27 protein-coding genes and 1 pseudogene are annotated in these 24,585 nt (G+C 45.2%); 15 read left to right on the plus strand and 13 right to left on the minus strand.

The annotated features are described in order from the left end of the window. Positions 1–3 precede the first annotated feature (3 nt). Positions 4–915 carry a cyanobactin maturation protease PatG family protein gene (locus HLM86_RS09670; RefSeq protein WP_076588827.1) on the plus strand — a complete coding sequence of 304 codons (912 nt, stop codon included), beginning with the start codon at positions 4–6 and terminating at the stop codon, positions 913–915. 456 nt (positions 916–1,371) lie between these two features. Here the strand turns inward: HLM86_RS09670 and HLM86_RS09675 are convergent, their stop codons facing one another. Further along, a complete protein-coding gene (locus HLM86_RS09675) occupies positions 1,372–1,983 on the minus strand; it encodes a LysE family translocator (RefSeq protein WP_076588826.1) in 612 nt (203 codons plus the stop codon). A 108-nt stretch (positions 1,984–2,091) separates the two neighbouring features. On the opposite strand from HLM86_RS09675, the gene HLM86_RS09680 reads away from it, so the two are divergent. The 5 genes from HLM86_RS09680 (at position 2,092) to trhO (ending at position 8,971) form a co-directional block, all read left to right on the plus strand. Beyond that, positions 2,092–2,988, plus strand: a complete 897-nt coding sequence (locus tag HLM86_RS09680; protein WP_170882699.1) for a LysR family transcriptional regulator — start codon at positions 2,092–2,094, stop codon at positions 2,986–2,988. Positions 2,989–3,639: 651 nt separating this feature from the next. Continuing rightward, a complete protein-coding gene (locus HLM86_RS09685; RefSeq protein WP_170882698.1) occupies positions 3,640–5,940 on the plus strand; it encodes a hypothetical protein in 2,301 nt (766 codons plus the stop codon). Positions 5,941–6,275: 335 nt separating this feature from the next. Next, entirely contained in the window at positions 6,276–7,148 is an 873-nt protein-coding gene (locus tag HLM86_RS09690; RefSeq protein ID WP_076588823.1) for a glycoside hydrolase domain-containing protein, read from the plus strand. Positions 7,149–7,439: 291 nt separating this feature from the next. Next, positions 7,440–7,859 (plus strand): VOC family protein, encoded by a 420-nt coding sequence (locus tag HLM86_RS09695; RefSeq protein WP_170882697.1) that lies wholly within the window; start codon positions 7,440–7,442, stop codon positions 7,857–7,859. A 131-nt stretch (positions 7,860–7,990) separates the two neighbouring features. Next, positions 7,991–8,971 (plus strand): oxygen-dependent tRNA uridine(34) hydroxylase TrhO, encoded by a 981-nt coding sequence (trhO, locus tag HLM86_RS09700; RefSeq protein ID WP_076588821.1) that lies wholly within the window; start codon positions 7,991–7,993, stop codon positions 8,969–8,971. 67 nt (positions 8,972–9,038) lie between these two features. Here trhO and HLM86_RS09705 read toward each other — a convergent pair whose 3' ends face one another. Beyond that, on the minus strand, positions 9,039–10,004 hold the full coding sequence (locus tag HLM86_RS09705) for an alpha/beta fold hydrolase (protein ID WP_170882696.1): 966 nt from the start codon (positions 10,002–10,004) through the stop codon (positions 9,039–9,041). 111 nt (positions 10,005–10,115) lie between these two features. On the opposite strand from HLM86_RS09705, the gene HLM86_RS09710 reads away from it, so the two are divergent. Beyond that, on the plus strand, positions 10,116–10,979 hold the full coding sequence (locus tag HLM86_RS09710) for a LysR family transcriptional regulator (protein ID WP_170882695.1): 864 nt from the start codon (positions 10,116–10,118) through the stop codon (positions 10,977–10,979). Between the two features lie 190 nt (positions 10,980–11,169). Next, positions 11,170–11,586, plus strand: a complete 417-nt coding sequence (locus HLM86_RS09715; protein WP_170882694.1) for a hypothetical protein — start codon at positions 11,170–11,172, stop codon at positions 11,584–11,586. A 274-nt stretch (positions 11,587–11,860) separates the two neighbouring features. On the opposite strand, the gene HLM86_RS09720 is transcribed toward HLM86_RS09715, so the two are convergent. The 3 genes from HLM86_RS09720 to HLM86_RS09730 form a co-directional block, all read right to left on the minus strand. Next, complete coding sequence (locus HLM86_RS09720) at positions 11,861–12,400, minus strand: RES family NAD+ phosphorylase (protein ID WP_170882693.1); 540 nt, start codon at positions 12,398–12,400, stop codon at positions 11,861–11,863. Then, entirely contained in the window at positions 12,393–12,755 is a 363-nt protein-coding gene (locus HLM86_RS09725; protein WP_076588816.1) for a hypothetical protein, read from the minus strand. Before HLM86_RS09725 ends, HLM86_RS09720 begins: the two co-directional genes overlap by 8 nt. 234 nt (positions 12,756–12,989) lie before the next feature. Further along, complete coding sequence (locus tag HLM86_RS09730) at positions 12,990–13,229, minus strand: hypothetical protein (RefSeq protein ID WP_076588815.1); 240 nt, start codon at positions 13,227–13,229, stop codon at positions 12,990–12,992. Between the two features lie 415 nt (positions 13,230–13,644). On the opposite strand from HLM86_RS09730, the gene HLM86_RS09735 reads away from it, so the two are divergent. From HLM86_RS09735 to HLM86_RS09745, 3 genes are all read left to right on the plus strand, one after another. Beyond that, positions 13,645–14,466, plus strand: a complete 822-nt coding sequence (locus tag HLM86_RS09735) for a TauD/TfdA family dioxygenase (protein WP_170882692.1) — start codon at positions 13,645–13,647, stop codon at positions 14,464–14,466. Between the two features lie 54 nt (positions 14,467–14,520). Further along, the gene (locus tag HLM86_RS09740; RefSeq protein WP_170882691.1) at positions 14,521–15,249 is read left to right on the plus strand and encodes a sulfite exporter TauE/SafE family protein; all 729 of its coding nucleotides are present in this window, start codon (positions 14,521–14,523) and stop codon (positions 15,247–15,249) included. A 195-nt stretch (positions 15,250–15,444) separates the two neighbouring features. After that, complete coding sequence (locus HLM86_RS09745; RefSeq protein WP_170882690.1) at positions 15,445–15,825, plus strand: hypothetical protein; 381 nt, start codon at positions 15,445–15,447, stop codon at positions 15,823–15,825. A gap of 69 nt (positions 15,826–15,894) precedes the next feature. Here the strand turns inward: HLM86_RS09745 and HLM86_RS09750 are convergent. Then, a pseudogene (locus HLM86_RS09750) lies at positions 15,895–16,128 on the minus strand (NAD(P)-dependent oxidoreductase); the annotation flags it as partial. A 27-nt stretch (positions 16,129–16,155) separates the two neighbouring features. Between HLM86_RS09750 and HLM86_RS20225 the strand changes: the two are divergent. Further along, positions 16,156–16,341 carry a LysR substrate-binding domain-containing protein gene (locus tag HLM86_RS20225; RefSeq protein WP_290313033.1) on the plus strand — a complete coding sequence of 62 codons (186 nt, stop codon included), beginning with the start codon at positions 16,156–16,158 and terminating at the stop codon, positions 16,339–16,341. Further along, positions 16,338–16,568: a LysR substrate-binding domain-containing protein gene (locus HLM86_RS20230; RefSeq protein WP_290313035.1), complete on the plus strand. Its 231-nt coding sequence runs from the start codon at positions 16,338–16,340 to the stop codon at positions 16,566–16,568. The genes HLM86_RS20225 and HLM86_RS20230 overlap by 4 nt, the downstream gene beginning before the upstream one ends. Positions 16,569–16,752: 184 nt before the next feature. Here HLM86_RS20230 and HLM86_RS09760 read toward each other — a convergent pair whose 3' ends face one another. From HLM86_RS09760 to HLM86_RS09780, 5 genes are all read right to left on the minus strand, one after another. Next, positions 16,753–17,061, minus strand: coding sequence for a YciI family protein (locus HLM86_RS09760; protein ID WP_076588811.1), 309 nt, complete (start codon positions 17,059–17,061; stop codon positions 16,753–16,755). 269 nt (positions 17,062–17,330) lie between these two features. Further along, on the minus strand, positions 17,331–18,524 hold the full coding sequence (locus tag HLM86_RS09765; RefSeq protein WP_170882689.1) for an MFS transporter: 1,194 nt from the start codon (positions 18,522–18,524) through the stop codon (positions 17,331–17,333). Between the two features lie 81 nt (positions 18,525–18,605). Then, positions 18,606–19,343 carry a helix-turn-helix domain-containing protein gene (locus HLM86_RS09770; RefSeq protein WP_170882688.1) on the minus strand — a complete coding sequence of 246 codons (738 nt, stop codon included), beginning with the start codon at positions 19,341–19,343 and terminating at the stop codon, positions 18,606–18,608. A gap of 345 nt (positions 19,344–19,688) precedes the next feature. Continuing rightward, a complete protein-coding gene (locus HLM86_RS09775) occupies positions 19,689–20,384 on the minus strand; it encodes a pirin family protein (RefSeq protein ID WP_076588808.1) in 696 nt (231 codons plus the stop codon). Between the two features lie 25 nt (positions 20,385–20,409). Next, complete coding sequence (locus tag HLM86_RS09780) at positions 20,410–20,853, minus strand: DoxX family protein (protein ID WP_170882687.1); 444 nt, start codon at positions 20,851–20,853, stop codon at positions 20,410–20,412. A gap of 274 nt (positions 20,854–21,127) precedes the next feature. On the opposite strand from HLM86_RS09780, the gene HLM86_RS09785 reads away from it, so the two are divergent. Then, positions 21,128–21,835 carry an AraC family transcriptional regulator gene (locus HLM86_RS09785; protein ID WP_076588806.1) on the plus strand — a complete coding sequence of 236 codons (708 nt, stop codon included), beginning with the start codon at positions 21,128–21,130 and terminating at the stop codon, positions 21,833–21,835. Positions 21,836–21,950: 115 nt separating this feature from the next. Continuing rightward, entirely contained in the window at positions 21,951–22,868 is a 918-nt protein-coding gene (locus HLM86_RS09790) for a DMT family transporter (RefSeq protein WP_254868787.1), read from the plus strand. Here HLM86_RS09790 and HLM86_RS09795 read toward each other — a convergent pair. Both HLM86_RS09795 and HLM86_RS09800 read right to left on the minus strand, forming a co-directional pair. After that, positions 22,865–23,770: a hydroxymethylglutaryl-CoA lyase gene (locus tag HLM86_RS09795; RefSeq protein WP_170882685.1), complete on the minus strand. Its 906-nt coding sequence runs from the start codon at positions 23,768–23,770 to the stop codon at positions 22,865–22,867. The genes HLM86_RS09790 and HLM86_RS09795 overlap by 4 nt on opposite strands. After that, positions 23,767–24,579 (minus strand): enoyl-CoA hydratase-related protein, encoded by an 813-nt coding sequence (locus HLM86_RS09800; RefSeq protein ID WP_170882684.1) that lies wholly within the window; start codon positions 24,577–24,579, stop codon positions 23,767–23,769. Before HLM86_RS09800 ends, HLM86_RS09795 begins: the two co-directional genes overlap by 4 nt. Positions 24,580–24,585 lie beyond the last annotated feature (6 nt).

Here is a 24,585-nt window from a genome sequence, read left to right on the forward strand (position 1 = left end):
GATATGACCATACAGCCTCAGCCAACATCCAGTCGCCCTAATCACTCTAAGACAGTGCAGCGCGCCCTAGAAACGCTAGATGAATCAAAAAGTGCCGATATTAATCAAACGTATGCCGCAACTCGTGAGTATGTGTATGTGGTTGGGGATATTAATGCTCATTTCCCTAATTTAAGTGTAGAGAAGGAGTATTATCAAGCTTGTGTGTTAAGCGGTGTGGATGCCTCGCGTTTAAAAGAAGTTAATGATGATGTTGCTTTGGCACGTCTCAATCAAGAGCCGACACTGAATGAAATTTTGTACCAAGGGTTAAGCCAGAGTCAAAACTCGTATGTCGCGCGAGAGATGAATTGGCTGTTTTGTAATGTAGACAATAATGAACTCTACACCTTAATCACCGATTCGGATGACAGTTTATTGCAGTTTGTTGCCGCGTTAGGGCTTAAAGATGAACAAGTCATTCTGCAGGGCGAAGTTCAGCAAGATGGGCGGGTGTTGGTGAGTAACTTAATTCCGGTCAACTCAACCCCTGTTAATAAAAGCCAGATTGCGAATGCAGAAAATCAGCACAAGAAAGAGTTAGTGGATGAAATTCGTTCATTAAATGCAAACGATGGCATGCGGAATGATGAAAGAGCATTAAACTACACGCTATACAATAATCAATCCGTGTATAAAGAGTCATTTCAACTATGCTACAAGGCTAATTCTGGTGGCCCTAACCCGAATGGTTATCAGTTGGTTAACGTGGAGATTGATACTTCCTGGAATGGCGATCGCTTAGTGTCGAAACTCATCTTTAACTATCAAGGCATCAACACTGGGGCGAAGCAAAGTTGGTATACCACCGTTGATGTGACGGGTGAGTACCCATTTTTACTCACAGAGTGGAAACGTTTCTTACCTCGTTATTAAAGGGGACTACGTGAAGTGTTTTTAGGTGATTTCGAACAACGAATATATTTTATTTGATACTCTATTGTTGGTGATCATTCCATATTCTAACGTGGAACCTGTTCGTTTTTTCTTGATCTTTAAAGGTGAATTTAACGTTATCGAATGCCGTCTCATACATGGCAGTTTGGACAAACTGATAGCCACATACGTCTCCCATTAACGTTAAGAGTACAGCGTCGCTTATTGAAGGGCGTAATCCACTGAGCAGAAAGGTCACTAGAGTGGACAATTAGCTGGCGGTAAAAGTCATCAGCCATATTAATACATTCCCAACTAACGAAGAATTTTTATTGCACAGCAGTCAGTAAAACTTCTGTAATAGATTCAAAGAAAATCAGATACTGAAAAGCAAGCCCAAGTGGCTCGCTTTTTTTGTTGCTATAGAAATAGATCAACTAAATAAGTTCAATCCGATTAAGATTTAAGAGCGAGTAAAGCTCCAAAGGTAAGTAAGCCTGCGCCACATGCTTGATTCAGTCTTTTTTTCATTTTCTTTAAGCGCACTTGAAGTGTTTTAGAGGTGAATAGAATGGCCACTAAGCTAAACCAAAGTCCGTGTAACATGATCATATAGAGTCCGTATATCAAAACGGATTGGCTATTACTTGAATCGGGCGAGATAACTTGGCTGAAAATACTTAAGAAAAAAAGCATGGTTTTTGGGTTTAACACATTACATAAGAATCCCTGTGCAAGATAGTGTGAACCGTTGATAGCCGTTGGAATATCTTCTGTGAATTCAAGTTCGGTACTGGCGGAAAAAATGCCTTTTAATCCTAAATAGATTAAGTAAGCAGAGCCAATGTATCGAACGAGGCCAAATAGCCATTCATTCTGTGATATTAGGTAACTGATTCCCAACATTGAGTAACCAATATGAACACTAATGGCAATACTCACTCCTATCGCTGTCCAAATCCCCGCAACTCTACCTTGATTGAGGCTATTTTTTAGCACTAAAACGAAATCTGCGCCGGGGCTTATCACGATTAAGATACCTAAGACCGCAAGACTCATACTCTCCATGTGTACTCCAAATATAAATGTTATTGAGTATTGAATCTTGATTGTATGCATTTTAATGAGGAACTATAATCGATTCAATCTCAACTATTATGTGAGAAAAAATCACCAATGAGGCATCTCAAAGCATTCCACATATTCCATGTGGCCGCGTCATCATCGAGCTACAGTGAAGCGGCAAAGAAGTTAAACATCACCCAAGGAGCGGTGAGCAAACAGATCAAAATATTGGAAACCTACCTCTCTCAATCTCTCTTTTGTAAACAGGGGCGTAACGTAGTCTTAACGGAACAAGGGGAGCTTCTAAAGAGTCATACAGAGCAGGCTTTTCAGGCGTTGGGTTCTGGTGTGACTAAACTGAACCAGATGAAAACCCAATGCATTGATGTGTCGTGCGAGCCCACGTTAACAATGCGCTGGTTGATGCCTAGGTTGTCAGAGTTTTATATGAGTTCTGGGGCTGATGTTCGACTATCAACAGCGGGAGGCCCAGTAACATTAGGGACAACTGGGCTTTCTTTGGCGATACGTCGTGATGATTTTGAATTGCCTCCTGGTTGCAAGCAGACAGCGTTAGTCGATGAGTGGATTGGCCCAGTATTTTCACCAGAATATTGGCAACAACTGAACAATGATTTAGCGAAAGTTAAGCTGCTTCATAGCCAGACAAGGCCCAAAGCGTGGGAGCACTGGCTGACTCACTATGAAGGCTCACCGTTTGCAGACAATACGCATCAGTCGTTTGCTCATTTCTATTTTTGTATTCAAGCTGCTGTTGATGGGTTAGGTGGCGCAATAGGCTCGTACCCGCTTGTCGCCGATGACTTGAAAAGAGGCAACTTGATTGCACCATTCGGGTTTGTTTTATCTGGCCACCGCTACATTTTACTGAGCGAAGAAAAACCGCCAGTCGAATTGGAACAAAAGTTTATCCATTGGTTGCAAAGTCGCTTGTCACAATGTGAACCGACTGGCGATGAGAAAGTCGGGCTAAGCAGTAGGCTCTGATAGGATTTTATAATTGAGTTTACGTCACAACAAAGTCGATGGGTCGACAATCACTTTCGGCGGAAAAAAGTATAATGGGGCAGACACCTTAACAAATTCCGTCAGCCTAGCTGACGGATGGTGAGCCAGTTAAGCTAATAAGGGTGAGAACGACGAAGAAACGTATGGCACCGAAAGTGTCGCCCTTAATTTTCTATAAACTGAAATTGTTGTACTGGTATAAAATACATCCTCAGCTCCTGATAAATTGTCGCAGTTACGTGCTCGCTATGTGGCCGATAATACCTACATATAAAATCACACGTATCAAGAGTGATATTTCCTTAGGGCGAACGCATGAATGTTATTCGCTCAATTAGAATGCAAATATTGAGTAATGGGTGAGTGGTATTTGAACGCCGTAATCTCTTTTTTCGAACCGTTGAAAAGAAAGCTAATCTATTAGCTCAAATATTAAACACACGTGCGGTCACCGTGGGTATTTCCTCTGTTAAGAGACATAAAGTTCAATATGTAAGTAAATAAACTTCGCAGCAAATCACGTTTATTGCAACCAATTTCACAACACAGGTTAAACAGTGAGACTATACGCGGCAGATTTCTTATTCATCATTTGGACTACAACTCAATAACGGTCAAGGTTTACGTTTCATGCAAGAGTTTTTAATTATACTTAAAGTCGGTCTGTTTTTTTATGCCGCCGTTACTTATTGCTCATACCTGAGTAAAAAAAGCCTTTTAAAAGAGCAAAGAGCAAAGTTACTTAGCAACAGGCGCGATACAGACCTCTCTCAAGAAGAGCGTTCCGCTATCTCTGAACTTTTTGAATTTGAAGCCACCTCTTCAGAGGTGTATTGCATCGATGAACAGTTTGAAGTTCATGCTGCTCCCTCCGAAGATAACCAAGGCCAAGAGAAGTACTTCTTAGCAGTGGCTGATTATGTCATCATGATGGGCGACAAAGCGGTAGACTATCTCGATGAAGGAAGGATATGTGCAGAAGTGGTCTTGTACCATGACATACTGATTGTCATTGGCCTCAACGGTTATCATATTGTCGATGAGGTAAACAACACCCATGCAGACGCGCCGAATCAAGAGTTAAGTGAAGAGCACTCACAACACCTAGCAGATTCAGATCAAGCAGTTTTAGGGCAACAGTCGACCTCAGAAAGCCAACATAAATTTGACGAGGGTAGTCTTACAAACGGGGAAATAAGGCCTGAGACGTCGACGCAAACAACAGAAAACCATGCGCCCATAGAACACCCTCAAACGTCAGATCTCGTCCCTACGGTATTGAAGTCTGAACGTCCCGTGACGCTCACAGAAGCACACTATCTCCATCTTTCGTCCCCTTTTTACAACATGCTTGTGCCAACTCTGTTAGTCGTAGCCATTGGTATCTTCTTACATGTCTCTAATCTTGGCTTGTCCCTTGAACCAGAATGGCTTTCTGCGGTGATTCTCGCTACCGTGTGTAGCGCGACGCTACTCTTGCTCAAAAGGGAAAGGCCCAAAGCCGACCCTGCGACTCTGGTCGTGAAACAATACTTTGGTAAAATTAAAGCGATAGAAACGAGAGCGAATAAAACATGGATCGTGTTCATCACCCCAGATGGTGAAGCCAGTGTAGCTTGGATACCAAACGAATGGGAACACACAGTGAATTTGGACTGTGATGTTCAATTTGAGATTGAACAGAGTCAATCTGCCGTTATGCGCATCGGTTTGAACGCAGTCTCATATCAAGAGACCGTTAAGAAAAAACCACAATATATCGCAGCAGCGATGGGGCTTTTATTCGGTGTCTTTTTCATGGCGGGCAATACCCATTTCGATTGGCGAGAGGCTAGCGTTGCGATAGTAAATAACCATTCTTCCTATCAGATTAACAGAGCAGCTGACTGGCCAACAAGCCGGCTTAAAATTGGTGATCACTTATCCATCACTCAACCTCGCCTATGTTTAGATAGCCGCGATAAACACAACAGGTTGGTTTACTGTAAAGAGTTCGAATATCCTTTAGCAAGCGAAGGTTTTAAAGTAACCCCCAATGCCGCGTCAATAGAAGCGTATATACATTTTATTACCAAAGCGCCTGACTTTTGGCCCGATATGCCGGAGGAAATATACAACTCCATGGTATCAATTGCCAAAATTAAGCTTGAATTGGGATTCGGTCGAATCCACGGATATGATCGTGTTCGCCGTCAGGGTGAAATGATGATGTTTACTACTGAAAGCTTACAAAAAATCGCCAAGCACATTGCGCTGTATTGCCCAATAGACGCTCAATCGACAGAAAGTAATACAGCTAAAAATCCATCAGTAAACAGACCTCAATTAACCACGACCTGTACTGATTTTAAACAACAATTTGGGATACTATGGAACGAAGCAACGAGCAGCAGTTGTGACGCATCATTGTGTTGGGATGAGGCACTACAAGGGATTGTACTTGATGACGATACCGCCATAATAAACAGCGACAGTGCCTATCTTTCAAGCTTGCGCCGTCTGAAAAATGAGATATGGCAAACCACCAAAGCATCATTGACACCTCCAAGCCCTGAACAAGCGTCTATTACTCTTAATTGGTCTGGAGAAAAGAATGAGGACATGCGCAAGATTGTCAAACTGCGCTCTAAGTTAGACCAAATCAATGAAAAAATGCGCATCAAGCGACTCAAAGAACTGCTGCTATTACAAACCGCAGCCGCACAGCAAAATATCGAAGGGACAATTTTAAACGTGAGTAATAACGGCGGCCACCTCACGCTGACAGTCGTAGAAAAGATCAGCAAAAAGCAAGCACTAAACACCATCATCAACCTTGCTTTGATCGCGTTTTTTGGCTTACTGGTTGCGCTATTGTTCGTTGCGTATCTTCTGAGTGGCCAGCCTCGCAAAGACAAACAGGCTAAATCAGAAGGTGCATGGATTAGGTAGTTACGTCTATTGTTTCATCTAACGGATATGTCATGCCCTTTCCTTACCGAAAGGGCTTATTCATTTATTGCCTAGGAATTTAAAAGTAAGGCCTAAATTAGGAAACCTTGCGATAGGCACGATTTACGATCGGCAAAAGCCGTTTATTTGAATTGAATGTAAAACATGAAGATTATTAGATGTCCACTGGCGTTTATATGAGAGGTCGGTAGTCACTTTTATTCATCAATTCCTTCTATGCACCATGTTCCTAGGATCTTCCAAGCCACTTTAAGTCCTTTCTATTAGAGTTATATGGCTGTAAACGTTGGCACAGTAACCCATAAGGAATAGAGATGAATATCGGAAAAATGATCGATGCATCATGTGATACAACGTCATATATAGACGCTATGATCAAGGAGGAAATTACGCATGTTGGACGTTATTATAATAACGGAAACTCGGAGACACTGAAGACCAAGTGTCTGACCAAAGTGGAGGCAAACGCGCTTTCCTCGGCAGAACTCCAATTAGTGGTCGTGTTCCAAAAAGGACAAAAACGCATTGACGATTTTGATGCTGAGAAAGGCGAGAAATCGGCACGTCAAGCCTTAAAATGTGCAGAAGAAGTAGGGCAACCTCTCGGTTCCGCCATCTATTTTTCGGTTGATTATGATGCGTGTCTCGACGATGTAAAAGGCGGAATCACAGCGTATTTTGAAAGTGTGAATAGGCTATTGAAAGGCAAATATAAAGTGGGGGTCTATGGTTCTGGGCTTGTGTGTAAAACCTTGTATGACGCTAATCTATGTCACTATAGATGGTTATCGATGTCGGAAGGCTATTGCGGAACGCAAAACTCAGATAAAGAGGGTGATTACGATATTAAACAATTGACGTTAAAAGCAGCCAAAGATATTTATCAAGTCAGCATTGATCGTATTGGCACGTTAAAATTTGACTACGACGCTTTACATGGTGTGGGCTCTTTTCAGGTAGCGCCAGAGGCGAGTAATGAAGAGACCGTTGAGTACCTAGTCAATACCTCTTCTGGAACCTTAAACCTGCGCGAATTACCTTCTATGTCGTCCAAAGTGATTAGTCGTCTTCAGCGAGGTGAGCAACTGACTCCCCCGGATGGTTGGGTATACGTTAAAACAAAGGACGGCCAATACGGTTATGTTTCGAATCAGTTTATTAAATGCGTAACACTAGACAAAGACTAAACGTAATTTCATTGATAATTTAAAGAGTCAAATTCACCACCTGACACCACGCATTTGAACAATGGTGTGATTCCTTTTCCTCACAAAAAATAAATCGACATGGCTAAAATGGCCGAGCAGACAGATCAATTGGATACATGGCTGAGTGTCAATTCGTGATTTAAACGTTCAGTACGGTATTTTCTTGGTGATTTTTTTGATTTTTTTCAAATAAAAGCTTTACCTCAAGTTAACTTTAGGTATTAGCATCAAAGGGTCGCAAACAATCAAAATATCGCTAAGGAGAAAACAATGATTCAATTGGAGCACATTAATTTGGTCGTGAAAAATATCCCGTCAATGCTGTCCTTTTATGAGGCTGCATTCCCACATTGGACGGTACGAGATCAAGGCCAAGGCGAATGGTACGGCAAGGCTCGTCACTGGATCCATTTTGGCGATGACTATCAATACATTGCGTTTAGTGATCATGGCGAAGGGGAAAACAGACAGTTATCAGGTCATCAACCTGGCCTCGCGCATTTTGCTTACGTCACCAACAATATAACGGCGATCATAGACAGACTCACCCAAGCAGGTTTTGAGATTGCGAAACCGGGCAGCGAAGAACCTTATCGAAAAAATGTCTACTTCGTTGACCCCGCAGGCTTTGAAATCGAGTTTGTTGAATATCTAAGTGACGATCCAAAACGACGTAACCTTTCCGTTTAACCGACTAGTAAATCCCGTTCGTGTGTTTGGGCGGGATTTTGCTTGTTTGTCCGGTCCGCTCTCCGTTATAATCCGCGCGTTTAGTGTTGATAGCTCTGGATTTACGCTCCAGTTCGCTTAGAGGAAAAAAGATGACAGATTACGTAGTATGCGCACTGTACAAGTTTGTGCGCCTAGATAACCATACTGAACTTCGTGAGCCACTTAAGGCTTTAATGGAAGCTCATCACATTCGCGGGACCTTGCTGCTTGCCAATGAAGGTATTAATGGTACGGTTGCCTCGACACGAGAAGGGATTGACACCTTACTCGCTTGGTTCAAAAATGACGCCCGCCTTGCTGATCTCGTTTACAAAGAATCGTACGATAGCCAACAGCCGTTTAACCGTACTAAGGTCAAACTCAAAAAAGAGATTGTCACGCTGGGCGTCGAGGGCATCGACCCTCGACACGTGGTTGGGACCTACGTCAAACCTAACGAGTGGAATGACTTGATCTCGGACCCTGAGGTGTTTGTTGTCGATACTCGTAACGATTATGAAATCGAGATTGGTACCTTCAAACATGCGGTCAACCCTAAAACGGACACCTTCCGTGACTTTCCTCAGTACGTTGAGCAAAATATGGACCCAGCAAAACATAAGAAGGTGGCCATGTTCTGTACGGGCGGCATACGCTGCGAGAAATCAACAGCGTATATGAAAGAACAAGGGTTCGACGAGGTCTACCATCTTGAAGGCGGGATTCTTAAATACCTTGAAGAAGTGCCTCAGGAAGAGAGTTTGTGGGAAGGGGACTGTTACGTTTTTGATGGCCGTGTCGCCGTTAATCATCAACTCGAAAACAGTGGCTATGAAATGTGTAATGCGTGTCGATTGCCCATCACCGAGCAAGATATGCACTCCCCCAAGTTTGAAAAAGGGGTCAGTTGCCCTAAGTGTGTCGACAAACATACTGACGAACAAAAAGCACGCTTTCGTGAGCGTGAAAAACAAGTTCAGCTTGCCAATCAACGTGGGGAAACCCATGTTGGTGGAGCGGCGGATGACGTCATCTCTCAGCGACGTCAAGAAAAACTGGCGCGCAAAGAGCAGCAAAGACAGTCAAAATAAACGTCGTTTAAGCGAATAAAATGCATCCCCCGAGCCGCAACGCCGGGGGATTTTTTATGTCGCTAGCCTAGATATGCTCGACCATAGCGCGAGGGGCTTGAGTTAACGGCCCTTCGTGGGTGTCAAATGTTGAGTAGCGGGCATAGGTTAACGATGTCAGTTGAGGGGTATTGTAGTCGTTGTGGGGAGAAAGCACGATCGCCTCGACTTCTATCATCTTGGGAGGCCTTTGGTCGCTCTTCGGCTCATACTTGGCTAGTTGCGGGTCTCCAATGGGGCTGATCAACACCAGTTTAGTGACCAAATGGGGGGCGTTGTTGGCAATATTTAAAGCGATTGAGGCACCTTGTTGATGCCCGATCAAGGTCGCCTTATCGACAGCATTCTCGACCATCCATAACGTGATGTCATTGGCGATGACAGTATCATCCAACTCTTGGTTTCCGCGACTTTTTTCATGACTAGGCAAGTCAAACACGACACAGCGCCCGTCGCGACATAGGTCGGCGAGCACTGGAGACCAAAAGGAGCCGTCATGGTCAAGACCATGCAAACACATTCTAACCTCACCGTGACCATGATCCTCATACTCATAAATGACGCCATTGATCCGCTGGCGGCGCTCAGGGCTCACACCGTAGTGCGCGTGCGACAAGCCGAGAGAATCCTCAAAAATTTGATAGTGGCTAATTTGATTATTTTTGATGGTGAACCGAATCACGAAGTGACCATCAACGATGGCTGACGTGGTTACAATGCGGTGACGAAAATGGCCAATTGCCAGCACATCCTCCCCCTCACTGATTAAAGGCTCTAGGTGAAATTCCAAGGGTTCAAAGCCATGAAGGAAATGCTCTAACCAGCGCCGAATTGCCGATTTTCCCTGAATAATACCAACGGTACTTAGTATCGGATCGCCGTCGACGTGCCAGACGGCATCCTCAGTTACGTAACGCAGGGCTTCTTCGTAATCCTGTTGAGCGAAGGCTGAAAGATAGGCGTTGACGACATCTTTTGTGTTTATTGTGTTCATTAAGATCGTGTCCTCTGTGTCGTTAATCAAAACAGACAGACACTGTACAAGTCTCCTATACAGGTTAGAATGGAAAGGGCTGGAAGTTGGTTTTCCAAAACTGGAATAGGCATGAATATCGAACATCTGTATTTTTTTACTGCCGTGGTACAACAAGGCAGTTTAACCAAAGCCGCGACCAAATTAGGCGTTAGCCCACAAACGGTTGGCCGTAAGATTGCACAATTAGAATCACAAATAGGCTGTCAGCTGTTTGTTCGGCATCCGACCGGCTATCAACCGACGGTGGATGGGTTATCATTGCACAAGCAAGCACAAGAGATCGAAGAGGTTCTGGCGGCCTTCAAAGCGAACTTTAGCACCCAAAATACCTCGTTTTCTGGTGTGGTGCGCGTCGCGTTGCCTGAGATGATTGCGTTACAATGTGTGATCCCCCAGATCCAGCCTTTTCTGCAACGCTACCCAGATCTAGAGTTACAGATGGTGACGGGTATTCACACGGTTGGCATCGCCAAAGGTGATGCCGACATTGCATTGCGTTTAAAGCGACCGAATAAAGGCGCGTTAACCGTGCGTAAGATAGGATTAATGTCTTCTGGGTTGTTTGTTTCACACTCACTCCGCGACCAGCCATTGGATAGCGTGCCCTTGATTGGTTGGGATAGACACACTCAATTGCCCGCGGTTCAATGGCTGAAAAAGATCACAGACCGTGAGCCCATCTTGCGATTCAATACACTGGCTGCTCAGCAGGCGGCGATTCGTAGTGGCTTAGGGGCTGGTATACTTCCCCATTTTTTAAGTGAGGGGCTTAGTGAAATGAGTGCTTATCCCATCCCACTAGAACCGCTGTGGCTGGTGACGCATGCTAATATGACAACCCCGAGGGTCCGAGCCGTGTATGATGAGATTGCTGCCATTATTGGGGCGAATCAAGCCCAATTGGTACCCAATCAACCGGACTCTAGCCCTTGAAAACGGGTGATTGCGAACCATCACCAGCCTTCAGCCATTAATAGCAACCCGAGTCCAAGAACGATGACCATCCGTTATCAATGTGGTGTGGGTTCCAGCTCGATGCAAAAACCGCCATTATGTTGATTCTATGCATGTTTTTACGGTCAATTGAGTTACTATCCTCTTTTTCAATTTAATGATTATGCTTATGACAAAACGCATCCAACCTTTGTGGTTAGCTCGCAACAAGAAAGAGTTTTCCGATCAAAATCAGGCGAGAAAAGCCTTAACTCAGGCCTTGCTTGTGTGTTTACTGGCGTCTGTCGCTAACCTATTTGGGCTTGTTTACACCACCCATTGGTGGCCGCTGAATTTTGCTCAACACGATGTCCTAATGTACGCGAATATAGCGCTTTATTTAGTTTTCCCCGTGTTTGGGGTGCTGATCTTCAAGCAACGTCAATGGGCGGCTAGTCTGATGCTGGTTCTAACGCTGGTTCAGGCCGCCATCGAGTACGGCCTTTATGATTCAATGCCCGCCATTACTGGGTTTGCCTTGCTGTGGTTTGTTGCCAAAGCCAATCGAGCATTGACGTACCTTCACATTCAGGCTGTATCCGATTGAGCGGCCGAATCGTTGCACAGATACGCTGAAAAAGGGCACAATACGGCGGATCGGTTCAACGTCAAAATGAAGGGGATTAAACCTTGCGAGACGCGCGGCAATCGGGAGAGGGTTTTCCACAGGGTGTCCACCAAACCCACGATAAAAAATCGACTTGACGAATCAACAGTCCATTAATTTATTGATTTAATGGATTTCTGAGTTCTTATCCACAAATTATGTGAATATTAGATCGATGCCGATAGTGCGATTCGTCGTGATTTTTATCACGATTTTAGAAAGGTTTTTTGGGTAAGCGACCAAAGTCATCGACCACCTTGACTTGTTTAGGTGGCGCATTGCCCCAATCCCAAAACACGACATTACGCATCTCCGGTGTCGCTGAGCGGGCAAAGCTCGGGACGATAATCGCCCGCACCCCAGCGGATAAGAGCGCCTTTGTCAATAACCAGCTCTCTGGTGTGTCATTGCGGCTGACACTGTCCATCCAAGCACAACTCAATGTTGAGGGCTTAATGCCACAGTTTAGCAACACCATTTCATCGGTGAGGTCGAGGACATTTTGGCAATCGACCTCGTATTGGCAAATGGTCAAAGGTTGAGCCTTAAACCGAAAGCCTTGTTGGGCCTCAACCCAAGCACCTGCCTGACTGCAAGCCGTGTAAAGGGCCGCGGTACCCACAGGGTTAAAACGCCCACCATAACGTTTGGCGCCTTCGCCACTTTCTGGTGAAAATGACCATCTCGGATCATGACCACGAAATACGGCGCCTTGAAAGTGAATAAAATGCTGGCTGAACTTATCTTTACGCATAACCACCTTCGGACACGTGGTTCAAATAAAGGCGTACGGCGTCCATTCTATCTTGTTTTACCAGTTGCTCGGCGGTCAAACCACCGAATTCGGGTAAGCTTTCGCTGCGATACCAAGCATAAGCGTAAATCGGGTCACCCGTCCAAGGCAAAATACGGTTGATGACCTCAGTGCAGTTACGCAATACTTGCTGAGTTTTCATGGAGGTATAACGGTCACTGCGGCTTAAGGTTGAGAAGGGCACGCCGGATACCGAGGCAATCTCTTTAATGTTGGTATGGAAAAATGACGCCATCTTACCGGGTTCAACGATTCCCTGCGCATTGATCACGTTGTCCAAAATAGAAGTCCTCATCGCTCCCTCCTTAAATGTCATGCTAATTGACCAATATAAGTACAAAATAACTGACACGTTTGATTTAAGCAAGTTTTCATCGCAGAGCGCAAGCAAACGTTGCATTATCTTCAACAGAACGTATTGGCTGAGTTCGTCGGACTTATTCCGCGGTTGCTGAGGATCGCGAGCACACATTTCAGACACAGAAGGGAACATAAGGCCTGTTTAAGAACAGGCCATAACAGGGGCAGGTTACTGAAGGGAAGAATAAGGGGCTTTCTCCAGCATTTCTGCTAAGTAGAATTTCGACAATCGTCCTTCGACCACTGAAATCATGGCCTCGGCGATTTCTCGGTTACCGCCAAAACAACGATTTATCATGGTGGCGATATCTTGCTTAGGGATCTGTTGGTTAAGTTGTTGACCTATCCATAGGTATTCTGGTGCATTTTCATCCAACAATGTGCTCATTCCCAACTGGAATTTAGTCATATTTTCACTTCCTTGCGAAATTTTATGCATATTGGAATGTTTAGAAGAATAAAAAACTGATTGTCTTCACAGGTTAAAGAAAACTGTCATAAAAGAATAATAAATTGAGAAGCCGATCGGAAAATCGATGGTTTTCTAGAGGCTATTCAATCGAAAAAAATAGTGTGGAATGGGGGGGGGTTAGGCCCGAGTGTCGCCTCTTGAACTGAAGGCGAGATCCCAAACGCCACAATGAATTATCATAATTTACGCGCTAAGTTCCGGTGCAGAGCGCTAGGGTTTGTATCGCGTGCTCGACGGAGTTAGAGAGTGTGATCGAATTCTTGTCCTTGCCAAGCGCAGCGCAATGACGGGCAAGATAGAAAAGGTTAACAACCACTACAAATATGTTACGGAAAAATAAGGTATTAATGAAATGAACCAAACCATCAGAACTACATTTGACAGTCAGACTGATCGAGAAGAACTGTCAGTACGTCTACCTGTCGATAATAGTCTAAACGAAATTACGATTCGAAATATAGTCGAAAAGTTCAACAGATATGGTGTAGCTTTAGTCGAGCATTACCAAACGCATACTCCCGAGGGTTTATTACTCAAACTTGGACGCTTTTTTGGCAACCCAGTTGGGCACGACCGTTCGGATTCGAATGGGATTACCGTTATCTCAAACTTGAACGGTTTTGAAGGTTATCTGGGGGCAAGCTATACGGAACATCCCCTTCACACTTGCGGAGTTTATTCTGACGAGCCTCCAATTGTTCTTCTTCTTCAGTGCATCAAGCCATCGAGTCAAGGTGGTGATTCGATCTTGGTGTCTTCGAAGAAGATTCATGACTTCCTTTCTAAAGAAGATCCTCACGGTCTTGGCTTACTTAAGTTCTCGGGTGCTCTAACGATGAAAAGAGGGGATGCTAAAGCTTCGAGGGCTGTTTTTGATGATAAATATCTTGGCAATGGATCTTACATGTTCTCATTTCGATGTGACGATGTAGTTGAATATGAGGTTAGCCCCTCGACTCTAATCACGACACTTGCAAAGATAAAGAACTTTATAGACCTGCCAGAGAATCAAGTACGCCTCAGACTGAAAGAAAATCAAATCCTAATTGCGGATAACTCAGCGGTCATGCATGCTCGAACAAAATTTCCTCAGGACGAAGACCGGAAGTTGCTGCGTTTGACACTCGATGGAAAACCAAGCCACAGTGAATATCCATTGGAACTAGGATTTTAAGCAAAATTTAATTCATGTTCTTATACTCCACATTTACCATATGAGATTGAAAAATTGAGTATTGAGTTCTTGTACGCTGGTCTAGCCGGTTTGGCGTTTGTGACATCTCTCATTACGGCGGTTGTCGGGATGGGAGGAGGAGTTCTCTTGCTAGCGGTATTGCCGAGCTTTATTCCTCCATATGCCCTAATCCCCGTTCACGGGGCTGTCCAATTATCTAGTAATGTCAGTCGATTCATCTTTGATATTAGAAGTACATGCTTCACTGCCCTGGGGCAATTTTTTATTGGTTCGATGATTGGGGCATACTTTGGTGCTCAATTGTTCAATGACATCGACTTTTCCATCATTCCTCTGCTTGTTAGTGCGTTTATCCTTTTCGTCCTATGGTTTCCCATTGAAAAGGTTATGTCAAAGATTCCGGGTAAGTACTTCTCCCTCGGTATCGTTCAAACATCATTGGCTTTATATGTTGGGGCTACAGGTCCGTTAAGTACCTCTATCCTAATCAGAGACGGATACGAACCAAGGGTAGTTATTGTTACAAATGCGGCCATCAATACGCTTATCAATGTTTTCAAAATAGCTGTTTTTATCTATTTAGGATTTGTGTTTCATGACTTTGTGTTTCACGTGATAATCATGTCTATTTTTGCCATTATTGGCTCATATGTAGGGACTAAGTTGAGAATAGGGATTGATATTATTTTCGCTAGGAAAGTTCTGATCGGAATAATTACAATAATATGTTTGAATAATATTTTGATTTATTTTTTAGAGTAACGCCTTGAAGTTTCATCCTCAAGTTTGCAGTGTGACATCTTCTGCACTGGGTGGATTTTCGGCCCGAGTGTCGCCTCTTGAAGCAAAGGCGAGATCGCAAACGCCACAATGAATTATCATAATTTATACACTAGGTTCCAGCGCAGAGCACTAGGGTTAGTTAAGGCAAGAACTCAGGTCAGTAAGGTAATTAGTATGGATTCCTCGGCTGAGGTGATCAGACAGGCGAAAAAATCAGATTACGCGTTGGTCTGTGATTTGTGCCGGAACAATTTCTTGGCAACGCCAACCCCTCGTCAGTTTCATCACCGGAGGAAAGACAAACATACTTTTCTTTATGTGGTTGAATCAGAGAATGACCTGTCGGGTATGATCTTAGCTAAGGCGGTCGAAACAGGCAATAAACACCGTTGGTCACAAAAGAAACTGTTTGTTTATATTGAGATTTTGTGTTCGATAGAAGACAAACAACGACAAAGGAAAAAAAAGCTGATGTGTACTTTGAGTCACTGGGCAAAAAAACGCAGTGCATTTTGCCAGTTATTGATGGCACAAGTACACGGCCCCAAGTTTTAGCCAAACAAACTAAGTTAATGAACCCAAAAAGGAACAGCTCCGGTTCCTTTTGGGGCCCACAAGTTATGCTTAGTAAGCCACACCAATCCGCTGCTGAGGATAGTGGCCGCTTTCAAGTTCATCGATCATTGCGATGACATAATCCGTCACTGAAATTCGGCTGTTCCCTTGCTCATCAGTTAACAGCGCCTCAGACCCAATCCGGTAAGGTCCTTGTGTTTCTCCAGAGAAGATCTCTGCTGCTGGGCTGATAAATGTCCAATTCAATGGGCTGTCGGATTCACGAAAGCACGTTAAGGCTTGGCGCAGAATCTGTTGATTGAGCAGGTAGTGGCGTTTACCCAACAACACCCCAAAGCGTCGATTGATATTATTGCCTCTGATCAATACGCTGAGATGGTTGATGAGAGAGTGGATATTGCGTTGAGATATACCGACAGCCCAGATGAAAACCTTATCGCGCGCCGTCTAATGGCGATTGATACCGCCATTTGTGCCTCCCCAGAATATTGGTGAGCGCCGCGACTCAAGGCCATGGCATCATTCGTTTGCCATGCGATCTCGCCAACCCGTTAATACACTCAGGTGCATTGGTGCCAATTCTTAATCAGTACCACTACTCAAATTATGCGCTGTGGGCGCTTTACCTTTCGCGCAGCTATCAGCAACCGCTGGTGCGATGCTTTATCGATTTTTTGTTAGAGCATTGGAAGAAGGACATCAAACAAGTGACGCGACAATAAATAAAAAGGGAAGCATGGGTTCTCATCGATGCATTAAAGGTTGCTAAATACTCTGGTGCCAAATTTCATTATTTGGCCTCAACAAGGTCGACAAGCCTAACGAAAGTTTCATGGGTGATAGCGTTCATCACTCATTTGTACTTATAACGTTAGGTTGGTGACCATATCGGTAACCGCCAAGTTTTCATGGAGGGCATTGTGCTGTTGATGCAACGAGAAACTGCAATGCTTTTGATGACATGGTCGGCATCATTTCAGTGACGTCGTAGGTCGCTAGACTTTCACGATAAAACGGGTCTAAAGCGAGAATTTCGTTTAATTTATTTCGACTGCTAACGGTCGCAATAATAATCCCACCCGTTCTTGGTTCTTTACGCCCAGATAACTGGAAATGACCCGCTAGATATTGCTTCTTTAAGAATTCAACATGTTCCGGAATAAACTTATCAACAAGTTCGAGAGATTTAGTGTAGGTAAGAGAGACGATAAACAAAGCGATTCCTTCCTTGGTCAATACGGTGTTGGTGGTTCACGCATGAAACCCATGCTAAATGATGAGCGAGGTGGCATTCCAAAGCTCGCTCACTATACCGTAGACACTTAATCGAAATCAAATTGGTGCAAGAAAGCAGTCAAACGACCTAAACCAGCAAACACACGCCTTCTTACAAAAATCATCAAGATTGTACTGGGACATTCTCGACATAACGATGAATCATGTTGAACTCTATTTCTCTAGGGCGTCACCGATCTTCCCCTCGACTAAGCAGATTGCAGTTCAACTTGGGCTCGTTGACGTAAAAACATGATGATAAATGCGCTAATGCTGATAAAAGACAATATCCAGCTTGCTAGAACCATGGTTTGGTGTGTGGCGGGCACGAACGATAAACCAAACGTAAAGCCAAATGCGCCAACCATTTGCAGTGCTCCATAAAGCGCACCCACTTGTCCCTTATGGTTTGGAAACATGTACAGGGCAGAGACGCCCGCGATCGCAATTAAAAATGCGCATCCGAAGGCCATCGCTGCAAAGCCAACTAACATTAATAAATAGCTGTTTAAGAACAAACTTACCGTAGTCAAAATACAACCCAAAACCTGAACCAAACAGCCAACGACTAGCGTCATGTTTTCGCTGATTCGTTGCCTCAAATACTGGCTCCAAAATAACCGTGATACCACGCTACTGACAATCAAAGCCATTGACCCTATGGCATAATCCGCAGCGCTTAAATCAAATTGATTCTGAGCAACAAACGATCCCGTAACTTGGAACAGTAACAGGCAACTGGTGCCGCTAAACATCATCGATAGATAGCACAAAAATGTTGGGTTCGATGATATAAACACATAATCTTTTATTATCTGTTTCGGTTTAATCGCATTGGGGTTTTTGTGACTGATGGTTTCACGCTTGATAAAAGTGATCACGAATAGCGTCGCGATGGCAAGGCCTGCCATAAAGACAAAATTGCCTTTCCAGCTAAAATGGTGAGTGAGATAGCCCCCTAAAATGAGCGTTAGACCAGGTAAGCTCATAAATAAAATCCCATACCAAGCCAGTATCCCAATAAGCTGGGTTTTGTCGAACGTGTCTTGCAATATTGTTCGGCACAGCAAATAAAGACCTCCGACACCTAACCCTTGTATGACTCGACCCAGTAACAGAGTCTCTATGCTGTTTGAAATCAGGCACGCCATGGAACCGATGACAAACACCCCAGAGGCGACTAAGGCAACGGGCTTTCTTCCATAGCGTTCGGATAAAGGTCCGCAGATAAGTTGGCTAGAGGCTAGAGCAATAAAAAAGAGGCTTAAGGACTGTTGAACGAATGCCTCAGAAGTGTGTAACTGAGCCTGAATTTCGGGAAAGCTTGGCGTATACATGCTCGCGGCAAAAAAATAGCTAGATGCCATCAAAAGGCTGATCAAGATAGTGGTTAATTTGGACACTCGTCTACCTATAAGGTTAAGAACAGAGCACCATACTAGATCGTTCTTCTGATTAAGGTTTTGGCTAAAGCGACAAGGGCTTTACAAATCGCGCCAACCTTCCTTGTTTCGTGATTTTTTTTGATGTTCTTTAAAGGCAGTTGAGAAGGAGGATAGGCTTGAATACTTTAGATCAAAAGCAACGTCGGTTGCGCTCAGGCCTTGATTCAGCAATTTTTCAGCACGTTCCATAATGACTTTACTGCGGACCTCTTTGAAAGACGCGTTGAAATGTGTGAGAAAAAGCCGATTTAAGGTACGAACGGAAGCGCCTGTCTGTTGAGACAAGTCTGAAATAGACATTTTAATGTTCGGTTGGTCGGAGAGTGCTTCGATGACCAACAGCAGCCGCCTGTCCATATAGCCCTTTGCAACTAACGGATTGTTTGCTGGCCGGCATTGGAGACATTGATCAACAAGAACCTGCACGTAATGGTCAACAAGCTTTTTGTCCGGACCGCCTTGCTCCCAGAGGCTAAATAGTTGAGTGACGATGGGTAACACTTCAAGTGTGCATATAGTGTCTTTATTAGGGGTAGACATTAGGGGCAAACGCAATAAGGAAACACACGATTGCTTAAGAAAATCAGCCCGATGGGGCACTGATGGGGGAATATAAATCAAAGTACCGGGCATAGACAGTAAGCTATTCTGGTCAGTGGCGACAATTTGGCAACCTTGGTGGATATAAACTAAGTGTGCAAAATCATGAGTGTGAACACTACCCGAGTAGTAGGATTCATAGCGTCTAAGCGTGACTTGATGGTCTTCCAAATTCATTCTCTCATTCGTGGTAAACGTTCAGTCTCGTTTCTATTTTAACTGCCATTGTACGATACATCCGTTGTCATGAGTTTAGCTATATCTGAGAACCCTCATTATTTATGCATAAGTAAGTGGGATAAAGCATTCATGTAGAATTTAGACATAAAAAGCGAGAGACATCTGTTAACAATGCTCGTTCTCCAAGCAGCCATAATGAACGCACAGAATGTCGAGCCACAATCGTCAGTACTCGATGGTCATAAGCAAAGGGGCTTTGTCCAAAAATCGCCCCTGACATGGTTTGCTCTTTCACACTTCACCGAATGGAGTCGGGTGACGACTCCCCCCAGTGTCGCAAGGTTAGGGCAAATCAAACACCAAAGCTTTGGCGTTAGAGGCACCCATATTTGTAAACGTCACGTTAAGCAGATTGTCGACTTTAGCGCCATCACCAGATTCCAAGAGCGTTTGGTTCAATTGCAGCGACTGCGAAATTTGATGAACATAGACTCGACGCCCTTCTGTGATCGCCAGTTGCAGTGACTCCCCCGCAGGCACAATCAATTGATGCATCTTAACGTCCTGTTTTATTTGCAAGGTACCGTGGGCACCATCAGGAGTAATAATGGTTGTGAGACCAGTTTGTTGGCCGAAGTCTTTCTGTTGATAGTTTGGCGAGCCACCGACCATCTCAGGCTGGATCCAGATTTGCAAAAAGCGCAAAGGTTCATGGTCAGACCGATTGTATTCACTATGGCGGATGCCTTTTCCCGCTGACATCAGCTGAAATTCGCCAGCTGGCAAGGTTTTGATGTTACCTTCACTGTCTTGGTGTTCAATGGTTCCTTGAAGCACTAAGCTAATGATTTCCATATCCTGATGGCCATGGGTATCGAAACCTGCGCCAGGCTTAACCCTATCATCATTGAGTACGCGCAGTACGGAAAAACCCATCTGCTGCGAATCATAATAGTGGCCGAACGAAAAGGTATGTTGGCTATCCAGCCAGCCCAAATGGGCGGTCCCTCGTTGATGCGATTTGCGAACCGTGATCATAGCGATCTCCTCCGTTGAGCACTGACTAAGCAAGTTTCTTGGCGATAACGCGGTCGATCGCGATGTTTCCTGAGCCTGACAACAGCAGGGAAACACTCGCGGCCAGAAGCGCCAAGCCAAATTCGTAGCCATTATTTGCCATAAATAAACCGTTATTAATGTGGACACTGACGATGGCGACGATCATAGTCAGAGCCAAAACAAAAGACGCCGGACGGGTCAGTAGCCCCAATAGAATCAGAAGGCCGCCAAAAAATTCAGCGCTACCGGCTAAGAGGGCCATCAAATAACCTGGCCCTAAACCTATCGACGCCATCCATTGGCCAGTGCCGTCAAGTCCGTAGCCACCAAACCAACCAAATAGCTTCTGAGCGCCATGAGCCATAAAGATAATACCGAGCGGAATACGCAGGGCCAGCGTGCTGTAATGCGCTTGGGATTCGAGCAATGTTTTAACTCGTGTTTTCATAACGGTGTTCCTGTAAAGTAGGCGGGGCTAGTTACCCGCGCTTGTCAGTGGATTTATCAGCAGTGTAGGGCGGATACTGGTGAGATAAAATCGCAAGGATTTGACGTTTATGTTCAAATAAATTGAATAAGATATCGGGGTGACGTCAATTGAGTTTACGCCATTGATGCACGGGCCTTGAGTTAATGAGAAAGCCGCAGGTAAAACGGGCAATCAGAACAAGGGGTCTGCTGGTCGCCGAGGCCATTAATGTTGACGGAGAAACGTCGCCGCTATGCAAAATACTCTGACTATTCGAACTTATACCCGTCAGCGCCGGGGCCATGCTCATTGTCACCCTCAGTTAGTCTTGCCCATTGCTGGGACGATTTTGATTGAACTGGAAGGTTACCAAGGGAAAGTCTCTGTCGGTGAATGTGTCGTGATTCCAGCTCAAGCCTTCCATCACTTTCGCGCGAATGAAGCGGCGCGCTTTATTGTCGCTGATTTGGATCCACTGCCGGACAATTTACTCACAATTGATTCGCTTGTGTTTCCGATTTCAGCCCCACTTCAGTCCTACCTTTCTTTTGTTGAATCGCAGCTTGAGCATCGGGTTGCGCCGGAGATTGAAAAGCCCCTCGTCGCCTTATTTATGCAATTATTGGCCGAGCAGCAGTCAGGCCAGAGATATGATCATCGCATTCGCGCAGTATTGAGGTCTATTGACGATGATTTAGCGCGATCGTTTTCCATTGACAGTTTGGCCACCGTTGCGTGTTTAAGTCCCACTCAATTTAAAAAACGGTTTAAACAATCCACAGGGGAAACGGTCCTCCAATACGTAACTCGGCAACGTATGGAGAAAGCAAAAGCCCTGTTAACTCATACTGACATTCCAGTTCAATTGATCGCGGATCAGGTCGGCTACAGTGACTTGTCGGCGTTCAGTCGGCGTTTCTCCGTTTGGTTTGGTCTTTCACCAAGACAAATGCGGGGTTAGTTAAAGCCACACTTCAATCAGTCTTTCCAATCAACTTTAACGTCTTTTTAGCAAAGTTATTGTGGTGGTTCTCATTTATTCTTTGCGCATGATAACCAGAACGGAAAGACCGACAATGACGACTAAAAATCTAAAGATAAACACAGAACGTTTTGGCGTAAGTGTCATTTTATTTGCCTCTTTATTATGGGGGACCACTGGAACAGCCGCCGCCTTGATTCCTCAAGTCAGCCCTTTAGCGATTGGCGCTTTTTCTATGGGGGTTGGCGGGATTATGCTCGCAGTTTTTGCCTGTCAAACCATGATTAAAGACTGGCGTATCCTCACGAAAAACAGGCTTGTTGTATTGGGAGGGGCGATGGCACTCGCGGTATATCCATTAGCCTTTTATACGTCGATGCGTATTGCTGGAATCGCGATTGGCACCATGATTTCTATAGCAACAGCGCCATTTTTCGTTGCCCTACTAGAGCGCCTTTTTAACAAAAATAATACGATTGACCGTCGTTGGGTTTTCAGTGTTATCTTGGGCACAATAGGCATGACTATACTCACGTTAGGTAAAGGTGACATTGAGCCCGAAGCCGAGGTCAACCAATACCTTGGGGTGTTACTCGGTGTGGTTGCTGGCTTCAGTTATGCCATTTATGCTTGGGCCGCAAAAGCACTTATTGATCAAGGTGTTGATTCAAAATCGGCAATGGGAAGTATATTTGGATTGGGTGCTTTGCTGTTGTTGCCATCATTATGGATCACGGGCGATCATTTGTTTGAGTCCATACGCACGACTTCAATTGCCTTGTATCTGGCATTAATTCCTATGTTTATTGGCTATGTTTGCTTTGGCTATGGACTGAAGAGCGTCTCTGCAAGCAAGGCCAGTCTTTTGACCTTGTTTGAACCTGCGGTGGCGGCCGTATTTGCGCTGGCGGTAGTCAATGAGCGTATTGGTGCCTCAGGTTGGTTGGGCGTTGGGCTGATTATGCTGTGCTTATTCCTTCAGTCCTATCAGCCCAAACCATCGCCGAGTTAGCCACGCAGGGCCAATGACACTTTGGATGTCGGTTGACGGCCAAGTGCGTCACTGATTTCCCAACCAGCTCTGGCGACACTGGTGAGATCAACCCCAGTATCAATGCCCAACCCTTGGCACAGATAGAGCACATCTTCGGTAGCAACGTTTCCGGCAGCGCCAGTCGCATAAGGGCAACCACCAAGCCCCGCAACGCTGCTGTCGATGACGCTTATACCTTGCAATAACGCTTGATAAATATTGGCCAGCGCCTGACCCCACGTATCATGAAAGTGTACCGCGAGGGAATCGACTGGCACCTTTTCCGCAACGCTCGCAAGCATTTTGGACACGCGTGAAGGTGTGCCAGTACCTATTGTGTCGCCAAGCGAGATTTGATGGCAACCGAGGTCAAGTAAGGCTCTGGCTACGTCAGCGACCTGCTCGGGCTCGGTCGGGCCATCGTAAGGACAATCGATGATGCACGACAAGTACCCACGTACCGGTATGTCATGCTGACGAGCTTGGTCAATCACTGGCGCAAATCTCGCCAAACTGTCTTCGATTGAGCAGTTTATGTTTTTTTGACAAAAACCTTGTGACGAGGAGGTAAATACGGCGACCTCGTTGGCATTAGCGGCAAGTGCTTGCTCAAACCCTTTGAGGTTAGGCGTTAATGCCGCGTAACTGACGTTAGGTTTGCGCGTGATTTGGCGCATAACCTGAAGCGAGTCAGCCATTTGTGGCACCCATTTAGGGGATACAAATGCACCAGATTCAATGGATGTCAGCCCAGCTTCAGACAGTTGGTTGATGAGGGTGACTTTAGACTCAGTGGAGATCGCCCGTTCGTTTTGCAGGCCGTCACGCGGCCCGACTTCCACAATCTGGACCGATTCAGGTAGGGATGCCTTAGTCTTCATTGCTCCCCTCCACGATGCCAGTTAGGAGGCCGTTTGTTGAAAAAAGCCTCTAGCCCTTCTTGACCCTGAGGCGAGACTCTGACCTCGGCAATGAGTTCGCTTGTGTACTGTCTTAAGTTATGGTCTATCTCGGCCGCATGGCAGCGGTGAATCATTCCCTTAGTACGTGTCATTGCCGCCGGGCTATTGGCCAGAAATTGAGCGATCGTGTCGTTAGCGGTGTGTGTTGCCTGACCATCCTCAACAAGATGATGGATAAGGCCGAGGTCGCGTGCGGTGTCACCATTGAATGTTTCGGCAGTCAGCATATAACGGCGCGCTTGACGAGCGCCGATTGTACGTTGGACATAAGGGCCAATAGTCGCTGGGACCAACCCGAGTTTGACTTCACTCAAGCAAAAACGGGCACTTGGTTCTGCAATCACAATGTCACAGCAACAAATCAAGCCAAGCGCGCCACCAAAAGCACAGCCATGCACCAACGCTAAGGTAGGGTGGGGGAAGTGGTCAAGACAATGCATCAAGTGGGCAAGCCTACTGGCATCGGCTTGGTTGACTCGCTCTGATTTAGACGCCATCGACTGCATCCACGCCAAGTCGGCCCCAGTCGAGAAGTGTTTACCTGCACCGCGCAAAACGAGGCATCGCACTTGTGTATCTTGACTTAAGCGTTCAATGGTTCCGATCAGGGATTCGATAACCTCTGCGTTAAAGGCGTTGTGCTTGTTGGGGCGATCGATGACCAAGGTTGCAACACCTTGGGCATCGAGATCGACAGTGACATACTCAGTATCGGTTTGTTCAATCATTGTCGC

Origin of the sequence: Vibrio ostreicida, from assembly GCF_013074385.2 — a bacterium.
GTDB lineage: Bacteria > Pseudomonadota > Gammaproteobacteria > Enterobacterales > Vibrionaceae > Vibrio > Vibrio ostreicida.

Coding starts and splice junctions, on each gene's coding strand:
- HLM86_RS09790 (WP_254868787.1), top strand. CDS start 21,951: ATGACGACTAAAAATCTAAAGATAAACACAGAACGTTTTGGCGTAAGT.
- HLM86_RS09800 (WP_170882684.1), bottom strand. CDS start 24,579: ATGATTGAACAAACCGATACTGAGTATGTCACTGTCGATCTCGATGCC.
- HLM86_RS09720 (WP_170882693.1), bottom strand. CDS start 12,400: ATGCGTAAAGATAAGTTCAGCCAGCATTTTATTCACTTTCAAGGCGCC.
- HLM86_RS09730 (WP_076588815.1), bottom strand. CDS start 13,229: ATGACTAAATTCCAGTTGGGAATGAGCACATTGTTGGATGAAAATGCA.
- HLM86_RS09675 (WP_076588826.1), bottom strand. CDS start 1,983: ATGGAGAGTATGAGTCTTGCGGTCTTAGGTATCTTAATCGTGATAAGC.
- HLM86_RS09775 (WP_076588808.1), bottom strand. CDS start 20,384: ATGATCACGGTTCGCAAATCGCATCAACGAGGGACCGCCCATTTGGGC.
- HLM86_RS09735 (WP_170882692.1), top strand. CDS start 13,645: ATGAACCAAACCATCAGAACTACATTTGACAGTCAGACTGATCGAGAA.
- HLM86_RS09705 (WP_170882696.1), bottom strand. CDS start 10,004: ATGAACACAATAAACACAAAAGATGTCGTCAACGCCTATCTTTCAGCC.
- HLM86_RS09770 (WP_170882688.1), bottom strand. CDS start 19,343: ATGAATTTGGAAGACCATCAAGTCACGCTTAGACGCTATGAATCCTAC.
- HLM86_RS09725 (WP_076588816.1), bottom strand. CDS start 12,755: ATGAGGACTTCTATTTTGGACAACGTGATCAATGCGCAGGGAATCGTT.
- HLM86_RS09795 (WP_170882685.1), bottom strand. CDS start 23,770: ATGAAGACTAAGGCATCCCTACCTGAATCGGTCCAGATTGTGGAAGTC.
- HLM86_RS09680 (WP_170882699.1), top strand. CDS start 2,092: ATGAGGCATCTCAAAGCATTCCACATATTCCATGTGGCCGCGTCATCA.
- HLM86_RS09710 (WP_170882695.1), top strand. CDS start 10,116: ATGAATATCGAACATCTGTATTTTTTTACTGCCGTGGTACAACAAGGC.
- HLM86_RS09695 (WP_170882697.1), top strand. CDS start 7,440: ATGATTCAATTGGAGCACATTAATTTGGTCGTGAAAAATATCCCGTCA.
- trhO (WP_076588821.1), top strand. CDS start 7,991: ATGACAGATTACGTAGTATGCGCACTGTACAAGTTTGTGCGCCTAGAT.
- HLM86_RS09715 (WP_170882694.1), top strand. CDS start 11,170: ATGACAAAACGCATCCAACCTTTGTGGTTAGCTCGCAACAAGAAAGAG.
- HLM86_RS09690 (WP_076588823.1), top strand. CDS start 6,276: ATGAATATCGGAAAAATGATCGATGCATCATGTGATACAACGTCATAT.
- HLM86_RS09685 (WP_170882698.1), top strand. CDS start 3,640: ATGCAAGAGTTTTTAATTATACTTAAAGTCGGTCTGTTTTTTTATGCC.
- HLM86_RS09670 (WP_076588827.1), top strand. CDS start 4: ATGACCATACAGCCTCAGCCAACATCCAGTCGCCCTAATCACTCTAAG.
- HLM86_RS09745 (WP_170882690.1), top strand. CDS start 15,445: ATGGATTCCTCGGCTGAGGTGATCAGACAGGCGAAAAAATCAGATTAC.
- HLM86_RS09780 (WP_170882687.1), bottom strand. CDS start 20,853: ATGAAAACACGAGTTAAAACATTGCTCGAATCCCAAGCGCATTACAGC.
- HLM86_RS09785 (WP_076588806.1), top strand. CDS start 21,128: ATGCAAAATACTCTGACTATTCGAACTTATACCCGTCAGCGCCGGGGC.